This is a genomic window from Moraxella pluranimalium (assembly GCF_002014825.1).
Classification (GTDB): domain Bacteria; phylum Pseudomonadota; class Gammaproteobacteria; order Pseudomonadales; family Moraxellaceae; genus Moraxella; species Moraxella pluranimalium.
In genome coordinates this window covers 282,043-308,037 of the sequence record NZ_MUYU01000006.1, presented here as the reverse complement: position 1 = coordinate 308,037, position 25,995 = coordinate 282,043, and the positions used below count along the sequence as shown (strand labels likewise).

Genomic DNA, 25,995 nt, shown 5'->3' with positions numbered 1-25,995 from the left:
TCAATAAGTTAAGAAATACCATCTACCTTTTGACGAGCAATCATAATCTCAGCACTACACGCAAGCTGACCATCAACGTGCGCTGTACATTCAAATTTATAAATATCACGCTTGTTCATAATCGCTTTTGAGCGAATCACCAATTGATCACCAGGTGTAACCAGCTTTTTGAAACGCACCTTATCCACACCAGCGAACAGGTACAAATAGCCACTTTCAGACGTCTGACCTGCACTGATAAAGCCCAAAATACCCGATAGCTGTGCCATCGCCTCAACCATCAATACGCCCGGCATGATTGGATTGTCAGGGAAATGACCATTGAACAACTCTTCGTTGATGCTGATGTTCTTATAGCCTGTAATCCACTCATCAGGACGGCAAGCAGTCACACGGTCAATCAGCATAAACGGATAACGATGTGGCAAATAGTGCTTGATTTGGTCGTATTTGAGTGGCAAAGTCACACCACGCTCGCTCAATGCGTCGATGTCTGCTTGGCTAAGTAATTCGTGATCAATAAGTGCAACTGACATAGATTCTTCCTAGTTGATGTTTTAATAAGATTATTTTTCACCCAATTGGCGAAAACGCACGGCAGCACGACGCCATTTGGCTTGTGGCATAGCAACCGTACCTGATGAATATGTACCTGATTCGCTGATATCGCTGATGACCATCGTCATCGCTGTGATGGTGACGCCATCGGCAATACTCAGATGACCTGCGATACCTGTTGCACCACCGATGATGCAGTTTTTGCCGATGGTGGTGCTGCCTGCGATGGCGACTTTTGCGGCCATCGCTGTTCCGCTACCGATACGTACATTGTGCGCAATTTGCACCAAGTTATCGATGATGACATGATCGCCAATGATAGTATCATCAACCGCACCACGATCAATACAGGTATTACTGCCAATGCGTACATGATTACCAATCATCACACGCCCAAGCTGTGCGATACGTTGCCATTCAACACCACTTGCACCCATCATTGGTGCAAAGCCAAAGCCTTCTGAACCGATACTGGCATGACTATGCACACGCACACACTCACCCAGATGGCAATCATGAGCAACGCTCACGTGTGGCTCAAGCACGCTATCTTTGCCAATACTGACATCATCACCAATCACACAATGCGCACCGATAACCACACCATCTGCCACTTGTGCACGCTCACCAATCACCGCATAAGCACCAATACTCACCTGCTCGCCTAGCTGTGCTGATGGTGCAATCACTGCTGTTGGGTGAATAGTAGGCGTGGTTTGTGGTGCAAATAATGTACTGATACAGGCATATGCCAAATACGCATCTTTGACGATGATAGGTATGGTGTTTGGGCTTAGGCAAGCCTGGGCATCATCGGCAAATTTTTGGGAAATCAGCACTACGCCTGCGTTGGTATGCGAAAGCTCATCCAGATACTTCGCCTGTGCAATAAACGCCACCTGATGCTGTGTGGCCAGTTTCAGACTTGCCACACCATCAAATGTTGGATCGGCCATCAAAAAACCGTCAAGCCCATCTTGATTCAAGATAGGCTGACGGCAACCAATCGCAGCAATCAGTTTAGATAATGCAATCATTAAAAGACGCTGCCAATTTGGAATTGTACGTTATCTGTTTGGTCACCTTCTTTGCTACCCAGCGGTTTGGCATAGCTTAGCGACAATGGGCCAATTGCTGTATACCAAGTAATCCCAGCACCAACACTGTAGCGCAAGTCATTATCAGCTTCAATGGCTTTTACAACTGAGTTTGCATCCGTTAAAGTTCCTGAATTTGCTAAAGTTGAACTTAAACTTCTAACATCAATATATTGATCTTTAAGGGATGTTGTGTCAAATACTTGACCACCTTCGGCAAATAGCACCGGACGCACTTGGCTTGTCCAATCCCCTTTAAATGGCAATGGTAAAATCAGTTCAGCGCCAAAAGTTGCTATTGCATTACCGCCAACCACTTCACCTACTACGGTTCGCTTACCTTGTGCAACATGAGCAAATGCCTGAGAACGTGGGCCTAAGCTTGATTGATCATAACCACGTACCGAGCCATAGCCACCGGCATAGAAGTTTTCATAAAATGGCAAATTATTACCATAGCCGAGCTTCGCATAACCACGCAAGATTGAGCCTTTGTAAAGTGGCTGATAATAGTTGCCGGTATAAACCAGTTTTTGATAGGTTTTATCACCAAAGCCTAAGGTCAAATCAACGTTATGGCTTTGACCCTCTGTTGGAAATACAGGGCGATCAAGACTTGAATAGCTCCAGCCCAACAAAGCATTATAAGTGTTATATTTATTTTCGAACGAAGCGTGTGAGTCAATGGTTGCAGTGCCGCCATCTGCAATCAGGCTTGCCACGTTGCTCAAACCCATGCCCGCACCACCACGAACAGTCACGCTGTCAAGATTAAGACCACCACTGATGCGCTGATTTTCATCAATTGGATAACCATAGGTTAGGTTACCACCGTATGAGTCAAGTACATAGTTGCTTAGGTTTTTGGCATCGTATTTGGTTTTGCGATAATATGCGCCGATGGTTTGTGATACGCCATTGATGGTGAAATAGGGGTCGGTCATGCTCAGGCTGTATGAGTCACGCGTCTCAGAACGTGAAAAACCTGCGGCGACACGATTACCCGTACCCATAAAGTTGTTTTGCGACACATCAAATTGGAAGGTCATACCACCACTTTGAGAATAACCTGCGGCGATGGTTGATGAGCCTGATGGCTGTTCTTCGACAACAAAATTCACATCAATTTGGTCTGGTGAATTTGGTACTGGCTGTGTATCAACCACGACATTCTTAAAAAATCCGGTACGCATTAGGCGTGCACGAGACAGCTGAATTTTTTGGTTCGATGCCAACGCCCCTTCAAGCTGACGCATCTCACGGCGTAGCACTTCATCTTTGGTCTTGTGGTTGCCACTAAAATTGATACGGCGTACATAAACAGGACGCACAGGGTCAACATAGTACTCGATATCTACCGTACGAGTGGTTTCGTTGATACGGCTGATTGGGCGGATTTGGGCATAATAATAGCCGTCATCACCGAATTTGTTAGCAACAGCGCTACTGGTTTCGTCCATTTTGGCTTGTGAATAGGTTTCACCTTCTTTAAAGGCGACTAGCTTATTTAGCTCATCCATTGGATAGGTCACATCACCTGCAAAGCTGGCTTTGCCAAATTGATACTGCTCGCCTTCGGTGACAGCCACTTCGATAAAGACTTTTTGTTTTTCTTCATCGATATTTAATGTCGCATCATCAACGCTGAATTTCACAAAGCCTGCATTTAGATATTTGGCACGCAATTTTTCGATACTGGCTGCCAATTTTTCTTGGGTATAGCGGTCGGCACGAGATAGCGGGTTGATTGAGCCATCTTTGACCACAAATTCATGTCGCAAATCTTCATCGCTAAAGTGATTATTACCAATCACATTGATATCCACCACACGAGCACGCTTACCTTCGGCAAACTCAATGTCAAGCTTGACACGGTTGCCATCAAGCTCGGTTTGTTTGACCGTGATGTCCGCATTATAATAGCCTTGTGTGGCGTATTGGCTGGTCAGCTCACTTTCGATGGCATGGACGGTTGATTGCTTAAGCACGCCACCTTTAACCAGACCACTAGATTTGAGCCCTTGCTCAAGTGCATCTTTTGGAATCAGACGATTACCTTCAAAATTCAGCTCGGCAATGGTTGGACGCTCAACCACCTTGAACACCACACGGTCGCCATTGACATCGGCTTGCACATCCGAAAAATTACCTGTGGCATACAGTGCACGGATACTCTCGGCAAGCTGTTCATCGCTGACCGTCTGACCCAGACGAATCGGCAATGCCGTCTGTAGGCTCTCAATGGTCACACGTTGTAACCCTGAAATGGCAATATCATTGGCAACAAACTCTGCATGAGCTGTGCTCATCGCCATCGTTACCGCCAATGCAATGGCTGTCGCCTTAAAACCTTGAAAAGTTGAAATACGCATAAGTCTATCCAAACTTAATTTTAAATTTATCTGTTTAATTTGGCACAATTTGATACAAAAATCCACTCATGCCACATATTCATCCTGCTAAAGGTAAGCCAAAAATGAGATTTTGGCAAGTATAAAAACGCAATTTGGGTGAAAATTTCACATACTTTAGCACAAAAGCAGGATTTAGCCAAAAATACGCATGATGTCGTTACTAATCGCTAGCACCATGAAACATAAAAGCAATATCGCACCCACACGAAATGCCATCGCCTGCACCGATTCGGCAACCGCTTTGCCACGAATCAGCTCATAAAAATAAAACAACAAATGACCGCCATCAAGCATCGGAATCGGCAATAAATTGAGCACAGCAAGACTTAGGCTAATCAGCGCCGCTGTTGATAGCACCTGTTGCCAACCGATTTCAAAGCTGGTCTTGGACACTTCAGCGATGGTAATCGGCCCTGATAGATTCTCAAGCCCAATCATCCCTGTAATCATCTTGGCGATTGAATTGACGGTCATCACTGACAAATCATAAGTCTTGGTCAAGGACTTTTGTAGTGCTTGCATCGGTGTATAATGGATGGTCGTGCGATATTCGGGCGGTATCAGTGTCTCGCTGTCGATTTTTGGCTTGATACCAAGCTGACCGATGACACCATCACGAGTCTTGACACCACGAGGCACCAGCCTAATGGACTGCTCCTGACCATCACGCACGATGGTGGCGTTTAGCATGATTTCAGGATGCTTACGAATCTGCTCGGCAACTGACTGCCAGTCATTGACCGCTGTGCCATTGATGGCGACAAATCGATCATTGACCTTGAGCCCCATCAGCGCACCTGCACCATCTGCCACCATCTCACCCACCACAGGTTCAATGACAGGCTGATACGGCATCACCCCAAGACTCGTCAGCGGATCTTTTTGGCTATTATCCGCCGTATCACCTTGTATCATGCCACTTTGCATAAAGTTCTTGACCGTCACATCAGCACTCAAGTGCTGTCCATCACGATCGATGCCCACAGTGATATTCGTGCTCTCGCCCATCTTATCAGCCAGTGCATAGGCGGTCTGTTGCCATGTATCCACCGCCTTGCCATCAATACTGACAATCCGATCGCCAACAATCAGCGCACTGTGCGCAGCAGGCGACTCGGGGATGATACGGCCGATTTTGGTCAAAAGCTGTTCACTTGGGAATAAGAACAGCACCCAAAACAGTACAATGGCAATGATAAAATTCATCACAGGCCCGGCTGCGACGATGGCGATTTTCTTTAGGGGATGCTGGGTATTGAACGCCACTGATTTGAGCGCATCAGGTACAGGCTCGGCACGCTCATCGAGCATCTTGACATAGCCACCTAAGGGAATGGCAGCGATTTGATACTCAATCCCCGAACGGCGACTTGTCCAGCCGAATAATCGTGGTCCAAAACCAATCGAATAAGTCAGCACCTTGACCCCGCACAGACGAGCGACGATATAATGTCCAAACTCATGCAATGCCACCAGTGGCCCAAGCACACAGATGGCTGCCAATATCATATACAGCGCATTCATGCGTCCGCCACCGTCTGCATGAGCGTCTCAAGCTTGGCTTTGGCGACTTGGCGTACCTTATCATCCATTGCCAAAATCCGTGCCAAGCCCTGTGCTTCGTCAGCAAATTGTTGATCAAAATCAGCAATCAGCGCATCATCCATCAGACACGCTTCGACAATCTTGGCAATGTCGGTCAAGCGAATCTGCCCTGCCAAAAATGCCGCCACCGCCACTTCATTGGCAGCATTGAGCGTAATACACGCCCCCGTGCCACGCTGTGCCGCCATGCGAGCAAGCTTAAGACAGGCAAATTTATCCAAATCAGGCGCTAAAAATTTCAAATCCGCCAATTGGTACAAATCCAGTCGGCTCACCCCTGCATCTATCCGCTCAGGATAAGCAAGCGCATGAGCAATCGGCGTTTTCATATCTGGACTGCCAAGCTGCGCCAAAAAACTGCCATCGACATATTCAACAAGCGAATGCACCACGCTATTTGGATGAATCACGACGCTGATACGAGACTCGGGCAGATTGAACAAATGACACGCTTCAATCAGCTCAAGCCCCTTATTCATCATCGTCGCCGAATCGATAGAGATTTTTTGACCCATTGACCAGTTAGGATGAGTGATGGCATCGGCGACACTGGCATTTTGCATTTGTTCAATCGATTTGTACAAAAATCCCCCACCTGATGCCGTCAGCCACAGCTGTCTGATACCATGCCGACCGTCATGAATGGCGGTATTATCCGCTTGTACTGATTGTGGTAGGCACTGAAAAATCGCATTATGCTCAGAATCAATCGGCAAAATCACCGCCCCGTGCTGACGAGCGGTATTCATCACAAGCTCGCCTGCCATCACGAGCGATTCTTTATTGGCAAGTAAAATTCGTTTGCCCGCTTTGGCAGCCGCCAAAGTCGATGACAACCCCGCCGCACCCACAATGGCCGCCACCACCGTATCCACCGCAGGATCACTCGCCAAAGCAATCAGCCCATCATCGCCTGCCAGCACTTCGATGTCAAGATTTGCACTGTGTAATTTATCTTGTAAAATCTGCTGATTATCCAGTGATGTACAGACTCTCACAGGACGAAATTCACACGCCAACTCAAACAGCTTATCCACTCGCCCATAGCCTGATAAGGCATGGATGCGATAGCGATCAGGATGCTGGCGAACCAGCGCCAACGTACTATCACCGATTGAGCCTGTCGCACCTAGGATGGCTAAGCGTTGTACGGTAAATTTGCTGTGAGTGTTCATCAGTGTGTCAAATCTTTATAAATATCAATAAAATCAAGGATTAAAAAGGAATCCGCATGGCGGCAAAGTGCATCTTAACCCACACTTCGGTAAATACACCAAGCTTAAGCAAGATCCAAAAGCCAAACGCAAAAATCGGTGTCGCCGACAATAGCGAATCAATGCGATCAAGCACGCCACCATGACCCGGTAGGATACTGCCAGAGTCCTTGATACCGGCACGGCGTTTGAGCATGGATTCAAACAGATCGCCCAAGACACTTGCCGCCACCGTGATGGCAGATAGGATTAGAAATAAGAATAATGCCGTGCCTGATAGCTGTAGATAATTACCGACAATGATAGCAACCACACCTGCAGTCGCAAGTCCACCAATCAGACCTTCGATACTTTTGTTTGGTGAGACATTCGGCGCAAGCTTGCGTTTGCCCAATTTACGACCGACAAAATACGCCCCACTATCAGCACACCACACAAGCAAAAACACATACATCAGCCACCACGGTGACATCTGCCACAGTCCATACATAGCCGTGATGGCAGCAGTCAAAATCACCACGCCCATATATGCCAGTCGCTTGCCGTACCATTTTTCCTTAGCAGGATATTGTAGCACCCACGCAGTCGCCATCGCCCAAATCGCAATCGACGCCGCCCACCAAAACGCCCAAGTCCACGGCACAAAGATGGCAATCATCGTCAAAAGTAGCACCGCCAAGACAAAGCGCGCTGGGTACTTAACCTTTGGCATGAGCTTAGTCCATTCATGGGCTGCGATCAGCACACCGATGGCAAGTAGTGGCACAACAAAAATCGGCATCGAACTTGCAAACAGTGCAAAGCCAACAATAATCACCAATACAATTGCGGTTTTAATTCGTTGCCACATAAGGTGTCCTATGGTGTCCTTAGGTTATAAATGAGTGCTTAGCGCGCTGTGTCAGCTTGCACTTGCTCACTGGTTTTGCCAAATCGCCTTTCACGATTGGCAAAGCTTGCCATCATCGCATCAAGCTCATCGACGCCAAACTCTGGCCACAGCGTCGGTGTAAAAAACAGCTCAGCATAAGCAATCTGCCATAGCAAGAAGTTTGAGATACGATAATCCCCACCGGTGCGAATCAGCATATCTACGGCGGGTAAATCCGCCAATTGTAGCTTTGCCGCCAAAGTATCTGCCGTGATGTCATCGGCACTAAGCTTAGCATCTGCGACTTCTTGGGCAAGCATCTTGGCAGCATTGGCGATATCCCATTGTCCACCGTAGCTGATGGCAATCACCAAAGTCATCGCATCAAACTGCGCCGTCGTCGCTTCAGCATCTGCCATCAGCTGTGCCAACTCATCAGATAGCAGACTGCGATCACCGATGAAACGCAGGCGAATGCGATATTTGTGCATACGGGGCATCTGCTCATGAATAGTCTGCTCAAGCAGACGCATCAACAGCTCAACTTCCGCCTTAGGTCTAGCCCAATTTTCGCTCGAAAAAGCAAACACCGTCAAGACCTGCACGCCACGAGCCAAGCAGTGCTCGACAATCGGATCAAGCGCATCTTTACCCGCCACATGACCTGCACCTGTCGCAAGCTGATTGGCTTTACCATAGCGGTTATTGCCATCCATGATGATGGCGATGTGCTGTGGGACGGTGGCAAGCGGTGCTAAGGGTGTGGTCATGGTGTTTGTACTTTTGTTAAATGACTATGACACAGGAAGAGCATCGCTCCGCCCATGTCAGTGTAGAATGACTTAAGTAAATTATACTTCCATCAATTCGCTTTCTTTTTTCTCTAGGCGAGTATCGATGGCAGCGATAAATTTATCGGTCAGCTTTTGGATGTCGTCAGCTGCACGGCGTTCATCATCTTCAGAGATTTCTTTTTCTTTTAGCAAATCTTTGATATCGCCTAGCATATCACGACGGATATTACGCACAGAGACACGCGCTTGCTCAGCATCGCCACGAGCGATTTTTTGCATATCACGGCGAGTCTCTTCGGTCAAAGCAGGCATCGGCACACGGATGACATCAGCAGTCATTGGGTTTAGACCCAAATCCGCTTCACGAATCGCCTTATCCACTGCTTGCACCATTGAGCGGTCAAATGGCTGAACCAGTAGCGTACGGCTGTCTTCGACATTGATGCTCGCTACTTGGTTAAGCGGGGTCTCAGAGCCATAGTAGCTGACCATCACGCCTGATAGTACGCCCGGATGAGCACGACCAGTACGCAGCTTAGCAAACGCCCCTTCAAGCGCTTCTAGCGTCTTATTCATACGAGCTTCGCCGTCTTTTTTGATGTCATTAATCATATCAATTTCCTTTCAAATTCTTAAAATCTACCAATCAATCATCGCCATGATACCAAATCATCAGCACCATGGCTTAATGGCTTATTTATCAATGATAAACACGAGTGCCTTCAGCTTCGCCCATCACGACATTGAGTAGTGCATTTGGCTTATTCATATCGAACACTTGTAGCGGTACATTATGCTCACGGCATAGCGCAATGGCGGTCAAATCCATCACGCCCAGTTTCTTTTCAAGCACTTCATCAAAGCTTAGGCTGTCGAATTTCACCGCATCATCATTGGTGGTTGGGTCTTTGTCATAGACGCCATCGACTTTGGTCGCTTTTAGGATTAGACCTGCTTCGATTTCGATGCCACGCAAGCACGCTGCGGTATCGGTGGTAAAAAATGGATTGCCCGTACCTGCTACAAAGATACACACTTCGCCATTATTGAGATGGCGAATCGCATCACGGCTAGAATATGACTCAACCACCGTATCGATAGCGATAGCTGACATCAGGCGAGTCTTGATGTTACGACGAACCAATGCATCACGCATGGCTAGACCATTCATCACGGTGGCAAGCATCCCCATTTGGTCGCCTGTAACACGGCCAACCAGACCTTCTTTTTGTAGCTGGCTGCCACGATACAAGTTGCCACCGCCGACGACGATACCGACTTGTACGCCCAGACCACACAGATGAGCGATTGATAGGCTCATTTGGTCAAGGATAGACGCATCAATACCCATGCCACGACCACCCGCCAAGGCTTCGCCCGACAGTTTTAGTAGAATGCGAGAAAATTGTGGATTTTTATCAGACATATCGCCCCCAAAGCTTTCGTTAGGCTAATTTAAGCCCATAACAACTAGACAAATTGCCTAGATTTTAGCATAGTTGCCAATTTTTTGATATAGCTTTGACAAAAGTTGTGCTTGTTTTGGTGAGTTTATTAAGCAACAAGCCACCGACTTGCGATGGCTTGTTGGGATAATTTGGGTCAGTGAGCCAAACCAATTATTTTAATAAATTCTTAATCACGCCCATCAGACCACGGCTGATGGCTTGAGTAGCTTGTTTGTTAAGCTGACTGCCAAGCGCATCGGCGACATTGTAGGCTGTGCCTTGACCGGTTTTTTTGCGACCACCTGTCAAGCCACCCAAAAAGCCTTCGAGCGCACTACTGCCTGCGGATTTTTCGGCGGATTGGTTGTTCGTTTGTTTCGCTTGTTCGGCTTGGGCAGTTTGGGCAGTTTGCACTTGTTCAGCTTGTGCTTGCTCGGCTGCTGCTTGCTCATTCAATGCTTCATAAGCAGAATAATTATCAACCATATCTTTATAATAACGATACAAGACATCACCTTGATAATCTTGGTCACGCTCATCACTCGATAGCGGTGTCAGCTGTGATGATGGCGGTAGGATGTAAGCACGCTCAACCACCGTCGGCATCCCTTTTTCGTCCAAAAATGACACAAGTGCTTCACCCACACCAAGCTCGCTGATGACTTCAGCGACATTGAGCGACTCATTACTGCGGAAAGTCTCAGCGGCAGATTTGACCGCTTTTTGGTCTCGCGGGGTAAAGGCACGCAAGGCGTGTTGGATACGGTTACCGAGCTGACCTAGAATAGTATCAGGCAAATCTAGCGGGTTTTGGGTGACAAAATACACGCCCACGCCTTTTGAGCGGATTAGGCGTACCACTTGCTCGATTTGCTTGGTCAAGGCAGGTGGCATATCGTCAAACAATAGATGCGCTTCATCAAAGAACAGGACAAATTTTGGCTTGTCAAGATCGCCTACTTCTGGAAAGGTCTCAAAAATCTCTGCCAAAAACCACAGCAAAAACGCCCCATACAAGCGTGGCGAACGCATCAGCTTTTCGGAATTTAGGATATTAATCACCCCTTTATCACCCTCAGACTGCACCCAGTCTTCTAGGTTCAATGACGGCTCGCCAAAAAACTCATTACCACCCTCGCTCTCTAGCTGAAGTAGCTGACGCTGAATCGCCCCGATACTCGCTGCCGAGACATTGCCATACTGCACACGAAACTCAGCGGCATTATCCGCCACATACACGAGCATACTGCGTAAGTCTTTGAGATCCAGCAAATGCCAGCCACGATCATCAGCGACTTTGAACACTAGGTTTAATAGGCCTTCTTGGGTGTCATTAAGCCCCAATAGGCGTGCCAATAGCGTACTGCCAAGCTGTGAGATGGTCACACGCACAGAAATCCCCGTCTCACCATACACATCCCAAAAACGCACCGGAAAGCCTGTCAAATACTCATCACCCAGCCCATATTCTGCCATACGCTCGCCAACTTTACCGGTGGCTGTACCTGCCTTGGCGATACCTGATAAGTCACCTTTGACATCCGCCAAAAATACCGGCACACCCAGTCGGCTAAAGCTCTCAGCCATCTTGCGCAGGCTGATGGTCTTACCTGTACCTGTCGCCCCTGCGATCAAGCCGTGGCGGTTCGCCATCTTGGTATGGATGCCCAGATCAGTGCTGCCTTGTACAGTTTTTGCTAATGTTAATTGCATAGGTATTTCCTTAAAAATCAGATAAAAATCTGTGCTAGAATTAGGCTTATTATACTCATTTCACTGGGGCAAATTGCAGTGAATTTTTGTAATTTTACAAAAAAAATCGGCATCATCTGCCTTGGAAACTCAGCCAAATTGGAGTGATTTTTATGAATAAATTGGTGCGTATTTCGCTGATCGTTGTGCTACTAGGATTCATCGGTGCTTATTTGGCATCTCCGTATTATACTTTATACCAACTAAAAAATGCAGTAGAAAAACACGATACAGCCACGCTGGTCGATGCGGTGGATTTTGTCAGTGTCAAAGCCAGTATCAAAGATCAGCTCAAAACCAAGCTTGCCACCGAACTGCCTGATACCAATGATGAATTTGCCCTACTCGGTGCAGCATTTGCCACTGTCATGATTGATGGTCTGATCGATGCAGTCGTCTCGCCAAAGTCGATGGAACTACTCATCCAAGGCAAGGACATCACTCAAGATCTATCATTAGCCAAACTACAAGATAGTATGACCAATCAAGCCACCAATACCCAAACTCCCGCCAAGACTGATCAAGCGACCACCACTGCTTCGTCGTCTATCACCGATGAGCTTGAGTATCATCCCAGCTATCAGACGCTCAACACCTTTAGTATCGATATCAAAAAACCATCAGCCAATCAGCCTTTGACCGTCATCATGCAGCGATATGGGCTATTTACTTGGAAAATTGTTGATGTACGACTGCCGTTGGAGTAACTAAGCCTGATAACGCTAGTCTCACTTGTCTAACTCATCAAATTCTGCTACATTATCTAATTATTTACTTAGACTTACTAAGGATATCTGATGAACTACACCATTCGCCATCTCTCATCCGCCCTGCTACTGACAGGCGGTATCTTATATAGCCAAAATCTCTGGGCGTGTGAGCGACCAGAAGTGCATGGATATGATTTTGTTGAATGCCTGTCGGACGGCTTGGCAGTGGTTAAGCGTGATGGCAAATATGGATTTATTGATAAGACCGGTAAGGTGGTAATCTCTCCACAGTATGATTCTATTGGAGAATTTAGAGATGGGTTAGCAGCGGTTTCCCTGGATCGCAAATATGGTTTTATAAATAAAGCTGGTGATGTGGTGATTCCGCTGAGGTATGAATACATTGGAGGTTTTAGCGAGGGATTGGCAGGTGTTTTAAAAAATAACAAGTGGGGCTTTGTTGATAAATCAGGTAAGATGGCGATTCCACTGCGTTATGATAACGCTTGGGATTTTAGAGAAGGACTAGTTGGAGTTTCACAAAATGGCAAATATGGTTTTATAAATAAAGCTGGTAAAGTTGTAATTCCGCTGAAGTATGAATACATTGGAGGTTTTAGCGAAGGACTGACATTAGTCAAGAAAAACGATAAATACGGTTTTATTGACTCAACCGGAAAGATGGTGATTCCATTAAAATATGATTTTGCTTGGGATTTTAGAGAAGGTTTGGCAAGTGTTGCGCAAGGCGATTACGCAGGATTTATCGATAAAAAAGGCAAAATAGCAATTCCGCTAGAATATGATACAGCTGATTCTTTTTTTGAAGGATTAGCAAAAGTTTCAAAAAATGGTAAGTATGGTTTTATTAATACAAATGGAAATGTAACAATCCCTCTGAAATATGATGATATTGGAATTTTTAATGATGGATTGGTAGCGGTTTCGAAAAATAACAAATGGGGATTTATTGATCGGATAGATAAAGTGATTATTCCGCTAAAATATGATTCAGTTGCCAATTTTAACGAAGGATTAGCAGTAGTGTCAAAAAATAACAAATGGGGGTTTGTTGATAAAGTTGGTAATATTGTTGTTTCGCCAAAATATGATGAAGTCGAGTCTTTTAGCGAAGGACTGGCGTTGGTGGTGCAAAATAATAAATGGGGATTTATTGATAAAACGGGCAAAGTGGTGATTCCTCTGAAATATGAAGATGCTGATAATTTTCATGATGGCATTGCTGGCGTTCTAGACGCATCCACAGGCGAAACATTTTATATAAATAAACAAGGTGAGCGCTTATACTGGCTTGGTGCAGCAACCTTGACAAGATCGGCAGATAAAGCAAAAGCAGCGACCGATTACGCTGACAATTCTGCAGTCGATTGAATAACCTGCCCATTATAGATACCGCAGAACCACCTTGTATAATCCATACAAGGTGGCTTTATAAAATCAATTATATTTGCCCAACTCATCAAATTCTGCTACATTATCTAATTATTTACCTAGACTTACTAAGGATATCTGATGAACTATACCATCCGCCATTTCTCGTCCGCCCTGCTATTGACAGGCGGTATCTTATGTAGCCAAAATCTCTGGGCATGTGAGCGACCAGTGGTATATGGATATGATTATATTGATTGCTTGTCGGACGGCTTGGCAAACGTTGAGCGTGATGACAAAAAGGGGTTTATTGATAAAACTGGCAAGGTGGTGATTCAGCCGTTGTATGATTGGACTTATCCTTTTAGCGAAGGATTGACAGGGGTTTCGCGAAATGGTAAATGGGGATTTATTGATAACACCGGCAAGGTGGTGATTCCGCTGAAGTATGATATGGCTTACAATTTTAGCGAAGGATTGGCAAGCGTTGAGCGAAATGGCAAATGGGGATTTATTGATAACACTGGTAAGGTGGTGATTCCGCTAAACTATGATGAGACTGGGCCTTTTAGCGAAGGATTGGCAAGCGTTGAGCGAAATGGCAAAGCTGGATTTATTGATAACACCGGCAAAGTAGTGATTCCGCTGAAGTATGATATGGCTGATTCTTTTAGCGAAGGATTGGCAAGGGTTCAGCAAAATGACAAATGGGGATTTGTGGATAACACTGGTAAGGTGGTGGTTCCACTGAAGTATGATTCGGCTGATTTTTTTAACGAGGGGTTGGCAAGGGTTCGGCAAAATGGCAAATGGGGATTTATTGATAACACCGGCAAGGTGGTGATTCCGCTGAAGTATGATTCGGCTGATTTTTTTAACGAAGGATTGGCAACAGTTATGCAAAATGACAAATGGGGATTTATTGATAACACCGGCAAGGTGGTGATTCCGCTGAAGTATGATTATGCCGGGTCTTTTAGCGAAGGATTGGCAAGCGTTGAGCGAAATGGCAAAGCTGGATTTATTGATAAAACTGGTCAGGTGGTGATTCCGCTAAGCTATGATTGGGCTGGGTCTTTTAACGAAGGATTGGCAAGCGTTGAGCGAAATGGCAAAAGGGGGTTTATTGATAAAACTGGCAAGGTGGTGGTTCCGCTGAAGTATGATGAGGCTTACGATTTTAGCGAAGGATTGGCAAAAGTTATGCAAAATGACAAATACGGATTTGTTGATAACACTGGTAAGGTAGTGGTTCCGCTGAAGTATGATATGGCTGAGTATTTTTATAATGGCATAGCGGCTGTTTTGGATCGCTCCACTGGCGAAGTATTTTATATTAATCGACAAGGAGAACGCCTATATTGGTTAGGTGGGCGACGGTTTGATTGATTCAATAGTGATTAAAACAGCGATATCAAGCCATATAAAACCACCTTGTATAATCCATACAAGGTGGTTTTGTTGCTTATTGAATCCCATAATTAGCAAGTAAGGCATCGAGTTTTGGCACTCGACCACGATACTCGACATACAGATCCATCGGTGGACGAGAGCCGCCTTGGGCTAGGATGGTATCTTCTAGGCGTTTGCCAGTGACTGGGTTTAGCACGCCCTCTTCTTCAAACTTGGCAAAGCCGTCATTGGCCAGTAGCTCCGACCACAGATAGCTATAATAGCCTGCTGCATAGCCACCGGAGAAAATATGCGTGAATGAATTTGGGCGACGCACATAGTCAGGCAGTGTCAGCACACCCACCTCTCGGCTGACCGCCAAGAACAGCTCTTGCGCCCAGTTTTCTGGCTTATCGGCAGTGTATTCGATATTGGCTTTCATATCAAAAATACCAAACTCCAGCTGACGAATCAGATTGAACGCCCCTTGATAGTGCTTGGCTTCGAGCAGTTTATCAAGTAGCTCGGCAGGTAGTGGCTCGCCTGTTTGATAGTGCGATGAGATGTAGGGCAGCGTCGTGCGATTAAAGGTAAAGCCCTCCATCAGCTGACTAGGCACTTCGACCGCATCCCACGGCACGCCATTGAGCCCTGTCACGCCCTGAATATCCATCTGTGTCAGCATCAGATGCACGCCATGCCCGAACTCATGGAATAAGGTCGTCACTTCATCATGCAGTAGCAATGACGGCTCGCCATCGGCAGGCTTGCGAAAATTCCCCACAAGCACCGCCACAGGCAGCTGCACACTGCCATCAGCATGGCGAATACGGTCAATCGCTGTACTCATCCACGCCCCACCACGCTTATTCTCACGGGCATACAGGTCAAGATAAAACGATGCTTTGTGCTGACTGGATGCATCATACACTTCAAAGAACTTCACCGACGGATCCCACACATCCGCCGATGCAGGACGGATAGTGATACCAAACAGACGCTTGGCAATCTCAAATAGCCCTGCCAAGACCTTCTCTTCTGGGAAGTATTCACGCAAAGTCTCTTTATCAAAATCGTATAATTTCGCCTTGTGCTTCTCAGTATAATAGGCAATATCCCATGGGTTTAGCGTATCGATACCGTATTCGCTCTTGGCAAAGGCGACCAGCTCATCATACTGCGCTTGTGCCTTGGCACGGCTACGCTTGGTAAGTCCACCGAGAAACTCCATCACTTGCGCAGGACTATCGGCCATCTTGGTCGCCAGTGAATATTCGGCATAGTTATCAAAGCCAAGCAGTTTTGCCATTTGCAGGCGTAGCTTTAGGATTTCGGCGATGACAGGATTATTATTCCATTTGCCTGCATTTGGCCCGACATCGGATGCACGCGTGAGAAACGCCTCATACATCTCTTGGCGAAGTTTGCCATCATCAGCATAATTCATCACCGCCAAATAGCTTGGTGTATCAAGACCGATGCGATAACCAGTTTCGCCTTTTTCTGTCGCTTTTTGTTTGGCGCTTGCCAGTGCTGATTCATTGAGCCCTTTTAGTGCATCACCACTTACCGTCTTATGCCAGCCATTGGTCGCATCAAGTACATTATTGCTAAACTGTGTGGATAACTCTGATAAGCGTGCGTTGATTTTTGCAAGGGTTTTTTGGTCGCTGTCTGACAAGTTGATACCCGATAGGCGGAAATTGAGCAGCGCATCATCGATGGTTTTTTGTTGCGGAATGCTATAGCTTGCAAACTCTGGCGAATTTTTCAGCTTATTAACCACGTCAAACAGTGCTTTATTCATACCACGCCAAGTATAAAACTCGGTTGATAAGGTGCGCGCTTCGCTAAACACTTTGCGTAGCTCATCATCATTACGCACCGAGTGCAGGTTCGCCACCGCACCAAAGACTCGCTCAAGCTTGTCATCAATATCAGCCAGCGGATAATAAAAACTCTCCCAAGTCGGCTCAGGCAGTGCAGACACTTGCTCAACGACCTTGCGTGCTTCGCCGAACAAAAACTCCATCGCAGGCATCACGTGCTCAGGCTTGATTTGTGAATATTTTGGTAAACCGCTAAAGTCTAGCAATGGGTTAGCAGATAGATTCTCAGGAATGACCAGCGCTACATTTGGCACGACACCAAAGGCAAACTTTGGTAAGCCTAGCGCACCCAGTGCTACCGCACCCAAACTTCCTTGCAAAAAATTACGTCTTTTCATCTCAACTCCTTGTTGGTTAAAATTCGTACAATAAAACAGCCCTAATACATTACAATATTTCATCCAAAATTACCAGTACTGCATGACCAAAATGACATGATTGCATACTTGGCGTTAGAATGTTGTTGGTATATTATCGGGACATTACGCCTAATTGACCAAGTTTTGGTTTTGAATACTTATGATAAGCTGATAGCAGGCTGATTGGTTTATCATGTCGTGTATGGCTTAGGCGTATTGCGCAATCAGCTTGGCTTTATCAGATTCATTGACCGCTAGTGCATAGACCCAAGCTGTCTGCTGTGTACCATCCGCCATCGTAACCAAAACCTCAGTACGTACATAGCCCTCACCTTCAAAGTCATCGAGCGCCTGCCAATGCTCGGGCAAATTATCAGAACTGAATAAATAGCCCTCTACCACCCGACCCTGCTCGCACGGAATGATGGCAGGATAGCCTTCGGCTGCACCCCACCCCTCTGGGATAAGTACGCCTGTCATGCTCGCCGTCTCAAACTGCCCGCCGATATTGGCAAGCCAATGATGATTGCTACGGTTTGGTGCAAGTGTACCATAGACGAATAGACGATTTAGCATCACAACTCCTGATTTTTTTGTATTATGGCTTTGTATTAGACTTTGCATTGTAACACAGCCAAAAAACAAAAGCACCCATCGCACGGATGGATGCTTTGGCTTGCCATAAGTAGGCGACAAACCCACTACTGATAGTCATTCGGCTATCGTTGGCTTATTTTTGGGCTGGTGTGGTTGATGTGGCTGGTGCGACTTGATTGAGTAAAATCACCTTATCATCCACAGGCTCGGCGATGACTTTGGCATCTGCCAACTGTTCGTTGGTTGCCAAAGTTGCTGTTTTCATCGCAGCTTGCTGAGTGCTTGGCTCGGTGATTTGTTCAGCGGTCAAATTCGCCCCACCGCCTAGCACTTGATACAGCTCAATTTGGCTGATAAGCTTGGCAAGCTCAAGCTGTAGGATGCTTTGCTGATTGCCAAATAACGAACGCTCAGCATCAAGCACAGTCAGATAATTATCCAAGCCTGAGCGGAAACGTGCATGAGCGATATCATAAGTCTGCTGATAGTTCTTTTGTAGGCGATACTGTGCATCAAGCTGTTGGGTCAAAGTTGCACGAGTGGCAAGCACGTCCGACACTTCTCTAAAGGCAGTTTGGATGGCTTTTTCGTAGCTGACCAAAGCAGACTGTTGTGCGATTTGCGCCACTTCATAATTTGCCTTGCGAGCACCTGCATCAAAGATTGGCAAGCTGACAGATGGGCCAAATGACCAACCAAAAGCACTACTACTAATCAAATCGCTCAAGCTTGAGCTACCCAGACCCACACTCGTTGATAGGCTGATGGATGGGAAATAGGCAGCACGTGCGACATTGATATTCGCCCCCGCCGCTTTTAGGCTGTGCTCTGCTTGGACGATATCAGGGCGATAGTGCAGTAGCTCACTTGGCAAGCCTGTGCTAAATAGCGACTGACTGACAATGTTATTCACCGCAAGCTCTGGCAATAGATTGGCAGGGATTGGCGCACCAACCAGTAGTTGCAAGGCATTTTTTGCTTGCAAAATACTGGTATCTGCTTGATAAACTGCCAATTTGGCAGCTTCGAGCGATGCTTCTGCTTGTAGCGTTGGTGATTTTGAGTCAATGCCTGCACCAAAGCGTTTTTGGTTAATCATCAGCGAATGCTCACGAGTCTTTAGCGTCTCGATGGCAAGCTGACGCTGAGCAAGTGCATAGCTTAGATTAACATAGCCTTGAGCTACACTTGAGATAAGCGAGATTTGCGCAGCGTCTTTGGCTGAGTTGGTTGCTAGATAATTGTGCAGCGCTTGCTCTTTTTGGCTTGCGACTTTGCCCCACAAATCCAGCTCATAGCTACTCATTGCCAAATTGACACTGTAGCTACTTGATGGATTGGCATCACCCCGCCCACCTGAGCGTGTCGCACCACTTGATGCGCCAACGGTTGGTAGGCCTGACGCTTCGGTGATTTGGTACTGCGCACGAGCTGACTGGATAGCAAGCACGGCTTTTTGTAGGTCTTTGTTGTTATCCAGCGCCATTTGAATCAGTGATTTTAGCTTATCATCACTATAATATTCTTGCCAACGCAGTGATGCCACGCTTGGCGCTTCGGCGACACTGATGGTCTCTTTATCATAGACTTGATAAGCTTTATCCATATCAACTTTTGGCTGTGCGACCACAGGGATACTGGTGTCAATTTTCTTTGGAATGGTGCTACACGCTGCCATACTGACAGCGAGTGCAGACAATGCAAAGATACGCAAAGTTTGAGTTGTTTTCATATATTTTCCTGAATTATTTGGCTGTGGTGCTGACATCTTTTTGCTTGAGCGGGAATAAGGTTCTCACCCATACATAGAACATCGGGATAAAGAACACGCCCAATAAGGTTGCGGTAATCACCCCACCAAGCACACTCGTACCAACGGCATTTTGGCTGCCCGAGCCTGCACCTGTTGCCAAGTATAATGGCACAACACCAATACCAAATGCAAGTGATGTCATGATAATCGGGCGCAGACGCATACGAGCTGCCTGCATCACTGCTTCTTTGAGTGATTTGCCTGACTCTTGGAGCTCTTTGGCAAACTCAATAATCAAAATGGCGTTTTTGGCAGATAGACCAACGACGGTCAACAGACCCACTTGCAAGTACACATCATTGCTAAGCCCATGCACCTTGGTCAACAGCACCGCACCCAAGACACCCAGCGGAATCACCAGTAGCACCGAGAATGGGATTGACCAGCTTTCGTACAATGCTGCCAAGCACAAGAACACCACCACGACAGCTAGTGCGTAAAGGAGTGGTGCTTGACCGCCAGATTTTTGCTCCTCTAAAGACAAGCCGCTCCACTCGATACCAACACCTTCAGGCAACTGCTTGGCAAAATTCTCCATCTCGGCCATCGCATCACCCGAGCTCTTGCCAGGGATAGCATTACCCGATAGCTCCATCGATGGTACGCCATTATAACGGACGACACTTGGGCTAGCGTACTCCCATTCGCTCGTTGCAAAAGTACTATACGGCACCATCTGACCATCGTTGTTACGCACATACCATTTGCCAATATCTTCTGGTATCACACGACTATCAGGCTCACCTTGCATATAGACTTTTTTGATACGGCCACGGTCAATGAAATCATTGACATAGCTACTACCCCATGCCATTGCAAGTGTTGAGTTAATATTGCTTGCAGGGATGCCGAGCACTGCCGCCTTTTCATAATCAACATTGAGTTTTAGCTTTGGCGCATCTTCTTGACCACCAGGGCGGACACCTGTCACCACTTGGCTTTGGGATGCCATGCCAAGTAACATATTGCGTGCTTCGAGCAGTTTTTCACGACCAACACCACCATTATCTTTAACCTGCAAGTTAAAGCCGTTTGAGTTACCAAAACCCATAATCGCAGGCGGTGCCATTGAAATTACCATACTTGCTTCAGGAATGGTCATATTCATCATCATGGCACGATTGGCGATATTTGCCGCGGCATTCTCATCGCCCGTACGCTCGCTCCAGTCTTTGAGCTTGATGAACGCCATACCCATGTTTTGACCACTACCCATAAAGCTAAAGCCAGTAATCGAAAATACGCTTTCGACATTCTTTTCTTCTTGGGTTTGATAATACTGACGAACCTTGTCCATCACTGCTGAAGTCTTATCTTCGGTTGTGCCTGCTGGCATCTGCACCATCGCAAATAGCACGCCTTGGTCCTCTTCAGGGACAAACGCGCTTGGCAGACGCACAAAGAAAAAGCCAAGTACAGCAATAATCGCCGCATAGACAACGACATAAATCAGCTTGGCATTAAAGGTTTTGCCAACAAATTTTTCATAACCGCTACTTGCCTTATAAAAAGCACGGTTAAACCAACCAAAAAAGCCTTTTTGGGTTTGAATATCATGGTGTTTTTTGCGCTTAAGAATCGACACGCACAGTGCAGGCGTAAATACCAACGCCACAATCGCCGACAGCACCATACTGGTAATCAGCGTCACAGCAAATTGACGATAAATCACCCCTGTTGAGCCACCAAAGAAAATCATCGGAACAAACACCACTGACAAAATCAGCGCAATACCGATAACCACTTTGCTAATCTCACGCATCGATTCGGTGGTTGCTTCGATGACGGACATTTCCGGATTTTCTTCGAGCAGACGCTCAACGTTCTCAACCACAACAATCGCATCATCGACCAGCAAACCAATAGCAAGCACCATCGCAAACATGGTCAAGATATTGATACTCATGCCAAATACGGACAGCACAGCAAATGTACCTAGAATTACCACAGGCACGGCTAGTGTAGGAATAATGGTCGCGCGCCAGTTTTGTAGGAACAAGAACATCACCACAAATACCAGTGCAATCGCTTCAAGTAGCGTCTTGACCACCTGCTCAATAGACAGACGGACAAATGGCGTGGTATCAAATGGCACAACATAGGTCAAGCCTTTTGGAAAGTTGGCTGACATTTGAGTCATTTTATCTTCGACCGCCTGACGCACTTCAAGCGCATTAGCACCAGATGCTAGGCTGATTGCCATACCTGCAGCGGTTTTACCATTGTACTTGGTGTTACTTGAATAATCTTGAGAGCCAAGTTCCACACGGGCGACATCTTTTAGATATACCTTTGCCCCTGCGGTATCAGTTTTTAGCAGAATATTTTCAAACTCTTCTGGAGTCTGCATCAGGCTTTGAACGCCAATACTAGCACTAATCAAAGCACGCTCATTATTGGTCGGTAGGCTTGCCAACTGACCTGCTGAGACTTGCACATTCTGCGACTGAATCGCCGCTGAGACATCAGATGGCATTAGGTTATAGGCACGTAGCTTGGCAGGGTCTAGCCAAATGCGCATCGCATAAGATGAACCAAACACCTCTACTGAACCCACGCCCTCGACACGGCTTAGACCATCAACAATATTGGTATTAAGATAATCACCAATATCCGCCTCATCCATACTGTCATCTTCTGAGACAAAGCCATAAACCATCAAAAAGCCACTGGATGACTTATTGACCGAGACGCCTTGACGCTGCACACTTTCTGGTAATGAACTGGTCGCTGATTGTAGTTTGTTTTGCACTTGGACTTGTGCTGTATCAGGGTCAGTACCACTTTCAAAGGTAAGCGTAACGCTTGCTTGACCGTTTGCAGATGAGCTAGATGACATATACATCAAACCATCCAAGCCTTTCATCTGTTGCTCAATCACCTGCGTCACTGAGTTTTCGATGGTCTGTGCATCAGCACCTGGATAGACAGCGGACACCTGTACAGTTGGGGGTGCAATCTGCGGATACTGCTCAATAGGCAATCCACGAATGGACAAAATACCCACCAACATAATCAATAATGCAATGACCCAAGCAAAAATCGGTCTTTGAATAAAAAATCGAGACATAAATTACCTATTTGTTGGGTTATTGAGCTTGTTTTGTGGTTTCGCCATCTACTTGCTCAGCAGGTCGTGCCATTGGCACAGCTGGTTGAGCTGGTGCTTGAGTTGCACTTTGTGCAGGCACACCCTGCTCAGTAGAATTGGATGTTGGCGCAGTTTGCCCCTGAGCTTGTTCTTGGCTGACACCTGCCGGCGGCAGCTCACGCACATCCACTTCTTGATCTGCTTTGACTTTTGAGCCACCAATGATGACAACACGGTCGCCATTATTGATGCCACCTGTCACGATCCAGTTACCATTATAAGTGCCTGCAGTGGTAACATCACGCACTTCGATTTTGTTTTGGGCGTTGACCACATAGACTTGAGTTTCGCCTTTTGCGGTGCGAGTAATGGCACTTTGTGGCAACAAGGCAGCATTTGGCACAACGGTCTGAATCAGACGTGCATTAACAAACATCCCTGGCAATAGTTGACCGTTAGGATTTGGGAATAAGGCACGCAAAGTCACTGCACCTGTTTTTTCATCGACTTTAGCATTAGCAAGTAGCAAGCGGCCAATGATAGGATAAGTTGTACCGTCTTCTAGTACCAACTGCACCTCTGGGCTACCTTGACCCATCTTGCCTGATGCAATTTCTTCACGCATCTTGAGCATCTCAGCAGAGGATTGACTGATATCGACATAGACTTGGTCAAGACGGTTGATGGTCACTAGTGCTGTTGTTTGGTTGGCTGATACCAATGCACCTGCCGTCACTGCCGAAATACCTGTCACACCGCTAATCGGTGCTTTGACAATGGTACGTGATGCATCAAGCTGGCTGGCATTCAGGCTAGCTTTGGCACTAGCGATGGATGCTTTGGCACTATTGATGGATGCATCCGCTTGATTGACTGCTTCCATAGATGCTTTGACATTCGCCTCAGCGGTACGCACTGCGGTTATTGCTTGGTCATGTAGCTGTTCAGAAATCGCACCAATCTCAAGCAAGCCCTTATAACGGTTCAAATCCGCCTGCGCTTGTGCAAGGTTTGCCTGCTGTGCAACCAAATTCGCCTGCGCTGATGCTCTAGCCGCTTGTGCATTTTGCATGGTTGCCTCAGCATTGGCGACGGCTGCTTGCCCTGCCTCTAGCGAGCTTTGGTAGCTGTCTAGATTAATGCGATACAAAGGCTGACCTGCTTGCACGGTGCTACCTTCACGAAATAGCACTTCTTCAACAATACCCGTCACCTGTGGACGCACCTCAGATGTCTCACTAGCAGCAATACGCCCCGAAAAGGTCTGAATCACCGGCACAGCCTGCAAGCTGATGGTCTGCACATCAACGGTTGTCTTTGGCATTTGTTGCTGCTGTGCCGCCGCTGCATCTGCTTGCTCAGATTTGCTACAGGCAGTCAGTGCAGTTGCACCCGCCATGATTGCAACAATCATCGCCGTTTGAACATTTAACTTCATAAAAAACCTATCTTACGTTGTCTTAACTTGTTTTGATAATGATTTTAAGGTCTTTGTCTACTTAATTATCAAGGCATTATCAAGGCAATCGCCCAAAACAGACAAAATCTTAAAACCACTTAATGGCTACAGAACCACCAACCCAATTCAAATTGAGCAATTTTAACTCAATTCAAAAAATTTTTAAAAAATCGATTAAGTTTATGAATTTTATATTCATAATTATGATAAAATTGATATAATATCACATTATGAATTTAAAATTGTCAATCACTTGAGTTAAATCCTAGTATTATACCTTATTACATCATTGGCAAATGAGAATTTTTGCACTATTTTTGTGGATAATGACAAAAATGTGTCTTGCAATTTGCCAAAAAATGTGTGCAAAGCACGGACATTGGATGAATTTTCTAAAATTTTTGAAAATTTTGCTTGTGTTTTTGAAAATTTTTGGTAATATAGCTAGCACTTAATGGCTGGATGGCAGAGTGGTCATGCAGCGGACTGCAACTCCGTGTACGCCGGTTCGATTCCGACTCCAGCCTCCATTTTTTTAGTTTACCAGCTTGTTTATGATTTTGCGTAACGACGCAATCGAATCAATAAAACAAGTAATAAATGCCCGGGTGGTGAAATTGGTAGACACAAGGGATTTAAAATCCCTCGCTCTTTTGAGCGTGCCGGTTCAAGTCCGGCCCCGGGCACCACCGTATTATCAAGCCTTTATCAGCGATAAGGGCTTTTTTGTTGTCTTAATTTTTGCTTATTCACTATCGCTATTCAGCCACCGCTCGTAAGCCTGTGATAACCATCACACCCATTTTATCCATCCAAAAATCCACATCCACCACTCCATAACGCATGGTGCTGACCACTTCGATTTCGGCTTGACGGTATGCCACTCGTGGGTCTTGGGCGATGAGATTTTGGATAATATTTTTATCTACTATGGTGAGTTTATTATCCTTGCAAAGCCTATCAAACTCATATCTCGCCTGCATTGACATCTGTACCATCTTGGTCATCGGCACATCAATCTCACCACTGATGGCATCAGGTACACTATCAACAAAGGGCAGATACGGCTTGATATCGACAATCGGCGTGCCATCGACCATATCCGCACCGATGATATGCAGCCGCACCCGATGCTGGATTATCTCCACTCGGGACAGTCGCACCACCGACAAGCCAAGCGCTGAGGGACGATACATACTGCGAGTGGCGAACACGCCGACTTTATCATTGCCACCATAACGCGGTGGGCGTACCTGCGGACGAAAATTATCCTGTGATTTATTCTGATGAAACTGCCACATCACCCACAGATGGCTGAATTTCTCAATCCCAACAAAGGCGGACGGCGTATCATACGGCGGTACAAACTCAATCACGCTTGCCACTTCGACGAGATTGGGCTGTCTTGGTGCGCCAAATTTTTGCACCAATGGCGAGCGATGATGTCCGATGATGGGTAATTGAACAGTAGTCATAGAGAATTTTTCTTATTTATGCTAAAATAAACGGTGCTTATTCCAAATTTACCCTAAACCATTGG

Annotated in this window: 19 protein-coding genes and 2 tRNA genes; 5 read left to right on the top strand and 16 right to left on the bottom strand. The window is 46.3% G+C overall.

The window, feature by feature from the left end:
* Positions 1 to 8: 8 nt before the first annotated feature.
* The 10 genes from fabZ to B0680_RS02575 all read right to left on the bottom strand — a co-directional run bounded on the left by fabZ (position 9) and on the right by B0680_RS02575 (position 11,714).
* Complete coding sequence (gene fabZ / locus B0680_RS02620) at positions 9 to 536, bottom strand: 3-hydroxyacyl-ACP dehydratase FabZ (RefSeq protein ID WP_078253486.1); 528 nt, start codon at positions 534 to 536, stop codon at positions 9 to 11.
* Positions 537 to 566: 30 nt separating this feature from the next.
* Complete coding sequence (gene lpxD, locus B0680_RS02615; RefSeq protein ID WP_078253485.1) at positions 567 to 1,595, bottom strand: UDP-3-O-(3-hydroxymyristoyl)glucosamine N-acyltransferase; 1,029 nt, start codon at positions 1,593 to 1,595, stop codon at positions 567 to 569.
* Positions 1,595 to 4,027 (bottom strand): outer membrane protein assembly factor BamA, encoded by a 2,433-nt coding sequence (gene bamA / locus B0680_RS02610; protein ID WP_078253484.1) that lies wholly within the window; start codon positions 4,025 to 4,027, stop codon positions 1,595 to 1,597. Before bamA ends, lpxD begins: the two co-directional genes overlap by 1 nt.
* Before the next feature lie 174 nt (positions 4,028 to 4,201).
* Positions 4,202 to 5,593 (bottom strand): RIP metalloprotease RseP, encoded by a 1,392-nt coding sequence (gene rseP / locus B0680_RS02605; RefSeq protein WP_078253483.1) that lies wholly within the window; start codon positions 5,591 to 5,593, stop codon positions 4,202 to 4,204.
* Positions 5,590 to 6,849, bottom strand: a complete 1,260-nt coding sequence (gene dxr / locus B0680_RS02600) for a 1-deoxy-D-xylulose-5-phosphate reductoisomerase (RefSeq protein WP_078253482.1) — start codon at positions 6,847 to 6,849, stop codon at positions 5,590 to 5,592. The genes rseP and dxr overlap by 4 nt, the downstream gene beginning before the upstream one ends.
* Positions 6,850 to 6,889: 40 nt before the next feature.
* On the bottom strand, positions 6,890 to 7,738 hold the full coding sequence (locus B0680_RS02595; RefSeq protein ID WP_078253481.1) for a phosphatidate cytidylyltransferase: 849 nt from the start codon (positions 7,736 to 7,738) through the stop codon (positions 6,890 to 6,892).
* Between the two features lie 38 nt (positions 7,739 to 7,776).
* Positions 7,777 to 8,529 (bottom strand): polyprenyl diphosphate synthase, encoded by a 753-nt coding sequence (gene uppS, locus B0680_RS02590; protein WP_078253480.1) that lies wholly within the window; start codon positions 8,527 to 8,529, stop codon positions 7,777 to 7,779.
* An 81-nt stretch (positions 8,530 to 8,610) separates the two neighbouring features.
* Positions 8,611 to 9,165: a ribosome recycling factor gene (frr, locus tag B0680_RS02585; RefSeq protein ID WP_078253479.1), complete on the bottom strand. Its 555-nt coding sequence runs from the start codon at positions 9,163 to 9,165 to the stop codon at positions 8,611 to 8,613.
* An 88-nt stretch (positions 9,166 to 9,253) separates the two neighbouring features.
* A complete protein-coding gene (pyrH, locus tag B0680_RS02580) occupies positions 9,254 to 9,979 on the bottom strand; it encodes a UMP kinase (RefSeq protein WP_078253478.1) in 726 nt (241 codons plus the stop codon).
* A 193-nt stretch (positions 9,980 to 10,172) separates the two neighbouring features.
* Complete coding sequence (locus B0680_RS02575; protein ID WP_078253477.1) at positions 10,173 to 11,714, bottom strand: helicase HerA-like domain-containing protein; 1,542 nt, start codon at positions 11,712 to 11,714, stop codon at positions 10,173 to 10,175.
* A gap of 152 nt (positions 11,715 to 11,866) precedes the next feature.
* On the opposite strand from B0680_RS02575, the gene B0680_RS02570 reads away from it, so the two are divergent.
* From B0680_RS02570 to B0680_RS02560, 3 genes are all read left to right on the top strand, one after another.
* Positions 11,867 to 12,460, top strand: a complete 594-nt coding sequence (locus B0680_RS02570) for a DUF2939 domain-containing protein (RefSeq protein ID WP_078253476.1) — start codon at positions 11,867 to 11,869, stop codon at positions 12,458 to 12,460.
* Positions 12,461 to 12,550: 90 nt separating this feature from the next.
* A complete protein-coding gene (locus tag B0680_RS02565) occupies positions 12,551 to 13,855 on the top strand; it encodes a WG repeat-containing protein (RefSeq protein WP_078253475.1) in 1,305 nt (434 codons plus the stop codon).
* 141 nt (positions 13,856 to 13,996) lie between these two features.
* Positions 13,997 to 15,244, top strand: a complete 1,248-nt coding sequence (locus B0680_RS02560) for a WG repeat-containing protein (RefSeq protein WP_078253474.1) — start codon at positions 13,997 to 13,999, stop codon at positions 15,242 to 15,244.
* Between the two features lie 76 nt (positions 15,245 to 15,320).
* On the opposite strand, the gene B0680_RS02555 is transcribed toward B0680_RS02560, so the two are convergent.
* The 5 genes from B0680_RS02555 to B0680_RS02535 all read right to left on the bottom strand — a co-directional run bounded on the left by B0680_RS02555 (position 15,321) and on the right by B0680_RS02535 (position 24,434).
* On the bottom strand, positions 15,321 to 17,474 hold the full coding sequence (locus B0680_RS02555) for a M3 family metallopeptidase (protein WP_078253473.1): 2,154 nt from the start codon (positions 17,472 to 17,474) through the stop codon (positions 15,321 to 15,323).
* Between the two features lie 228 nt (positions 17,475 to 17,702).
* Positions 17,703 to 18,071 carry a gamma-glutamylcyclotransferase family protein gene (locus B0680_RS02550; RefSeq protein ID WP_078253472.1) on the bottom strand — a complete coding sequence of 123 codons (369 nt, stop codon included), beginning with the start codon at positions 18,069 to 18,071 and terminating at the stop codon, positions 17,703 to 17,705.
* A gap of 154 nt (positions 18,072 to 18,225) precedes the next feature.
* Positions 18,226 to 19,824, bottom strand: a complete 1,599-nt coding sequence (locus tag B0680_RS02545; protein WP_078253471.1) for an efflux transporter outer membrane subunit — start codon at positions 19,822 to 19,824, stop codon at positions 18,226 to 18,228.
* Between the two features lie 13 nt (positions 19,825 to 19,837).
* A complete protein-coding gene (locus B0680_RS02540) occupies positions 19,838 to 22,975 on the bottom strand; it encodes an efflux RND transporter permease subunit (RefSeq protein WP_078253470.1) in 3,138 nt (1,045 codons plus the stop codon).
* 19 nt (positions 22,976 to 22,994) lie between these two features.
* Positions 22,995 to 24,434, bottom strand: coding sequence for an efflux RND transporter periplasmic adaptor subunit (locus tag B0680_RS02535; protein ID WP_078253469.1), 1,440 nt, complete (start codon positions 24,432 to 24,434; stop codon positions 22,995 to 22,997).
* Between the two features lie 477 nt (positions 24,435 to 24,911).
* Here B0680_RS02535 and B0680_RS02530 point away from each other — a divergent pair.
* Positions 24,912 to 24,985 (top strand) — tRNA-Cys (locus tag B0680_RS02530).
* 72 nt (positions 24,986 to 25,057) lie between these two features.
* Positions 25,058 to 25,144: transfer RNA gene (locus B0680_RS02525), tRNA-Leu, on the top strand.
* Between the two features lie 69 nt (positions 25,145 to 25,213).
* Here the strand turns inward: B0680_RS02525 and tsaA are convergent.
* Positions 25,214 to 25,930 (bottom strand): tRNA (N6-threonylcarbamoyladenosine(37)-N6)-methyltransferase TrmO, encoded by a 717-nt coding sequence (gene tsaA, locus B0680_RS02520; RefSeq protein ID WP_078253468.1) that lies wholly within the window; start codon positions 25,928 to 25,930, stop codon positions 25,214 to 25,216.
* Between the last annotated feature and the right edge of the window lie 65 nt (positions 25,931 to 25,995).

Excerpts from the sequence above, each read along its gene's own strand:
- pyrH (WP_078253478.1), bottom strand. The coding sequence starts at position 9,979 with ATGTCTGATAAAAATCCACAATTTTCTCGCATTCTACTAAAACTGTCG.
- B0680_RS02545 (WP_078253471.1), bottom strand. The coding sequence starts at position 19,824 with ATGAAAACAACTCAAACTTTGCGTATCTTTGCATTGTCTGCACTCGCT.
- lpxD (WP_078253485.1), bottom strand. The coding sequence starts at position 1,595 with ATGATTGCATTATCTAAACTGATTGCTGCGATTGGTTGCCGTCAGCCT.
- B0680_RS02570 (WP_078253476.1), top strand. The coding sequence starts at position 11,867 with ATGAATAAATTGGTGCGTATTTCGCTGATCGTTGTGCTACTAGGATTC.
- B0680_RS02550 (WP_078253472.1), bottom strand. The coding sequence starts at position 18,071 with ATGCTAAATCGTCTATTCGTCTATGGTACACTTGCACCAAACCGTAGC.
- frr (WP_078253479.1), bottom strand. The coding sequence starts at position 9,165 with ATGATTAATGACATCAAAAAAGACGGCGAAGCTCGTATGAATAAGACG.
- B0680_RS02565 (WP_078253475.1), top strand. The coding sequence starts at position 12,551 with ATGAACTACACCATTCGCCATCTCTCATCCGCCCTGCTACTGACAGGC.
- tsaA (WP_078253468.1), bottom strand. The coding sequence starts at position 25,930 with ATGACTACTGTTCAATTACCCATCATCGGACATCATCGCTCGCCATTG.
- B0680_RS02535 (WP_078253469.1), bottom strand. The coding sequence starts at position 24,434 with ATGAAGTTAAATGTTCAAACGGCGATGATTGTTGCAATCATGGCGGGT.
- fabZ (WP_078253486.1), bottom strand. The coding sequence starts at position 536 with ATGTCAGTTGCACTTATTGATCACGAATTACTTAGCCAAGCAGACATC.
- rseP (WP_078253483.1), bottom strand. The coding sequence starts at position 5,593 with ATGAATGCGCTGTATATGATATTGGCAGCCATCTGTGTGCTTGGGCCA.
- uppS (WP_078253480.1), bottom strand. The coding sequence starts at position 8,529 with ATGACCACACCCTTAGCACCGCTTGCCACCGTCCCACAGCACATCGCC.
- B0680_RS02575 (WP_078253477.1), bottom strand. The coding sequence starts at position 11,714 with ATGCAATTAACATTAGCAAAAACTGTACAAGGCAGCACTGATCTGGGC.
- B0680_RS02555 (WP_078253473.1), bottom strand. The coding sequence starts at position 17,474 with ATGAAAAGACGTAATTTTTTGCAAGGAAGTTTGGGTGCGGTAGCACTG.
- bamA (WP_078253484.1), bottom strand. The coding sequence starts at position 4,027 with ATGCGTATTTCAACTTTTCAAGGTTTTAAGGCGACAGCCATTGCATTG.
- dxr (WP_078253482.1), bottom strand. The coding sequence starts at position 6,849 with ATGAACACTCACAGCAAATTTACCGTACAACGCTTAGCCATCCTAGGT.
- B0680_RS02595 (WP_078253481.1), bottom strand. The coding sequence starts at position 7,738 with ATGTGGCAACGAATTAAAACCGCAATTGTATTGGTGATTATTGTTGGC.
- B0680_RS02540 (WP_078253470.1), bottom strand. The coding sequence starts at position 22,975 with ATGTCTCGATTTTTTATTCAAAGACCGATTTTTGCTTGGGTCATTGCA.
- B0680_RS02560 (WP_078253474.1), top strand. The coding sequence starts at position 13,997 with ATGAACTATACCATCCGCCATTTCTCGTCCGCCCTGCTATTGACAGGC.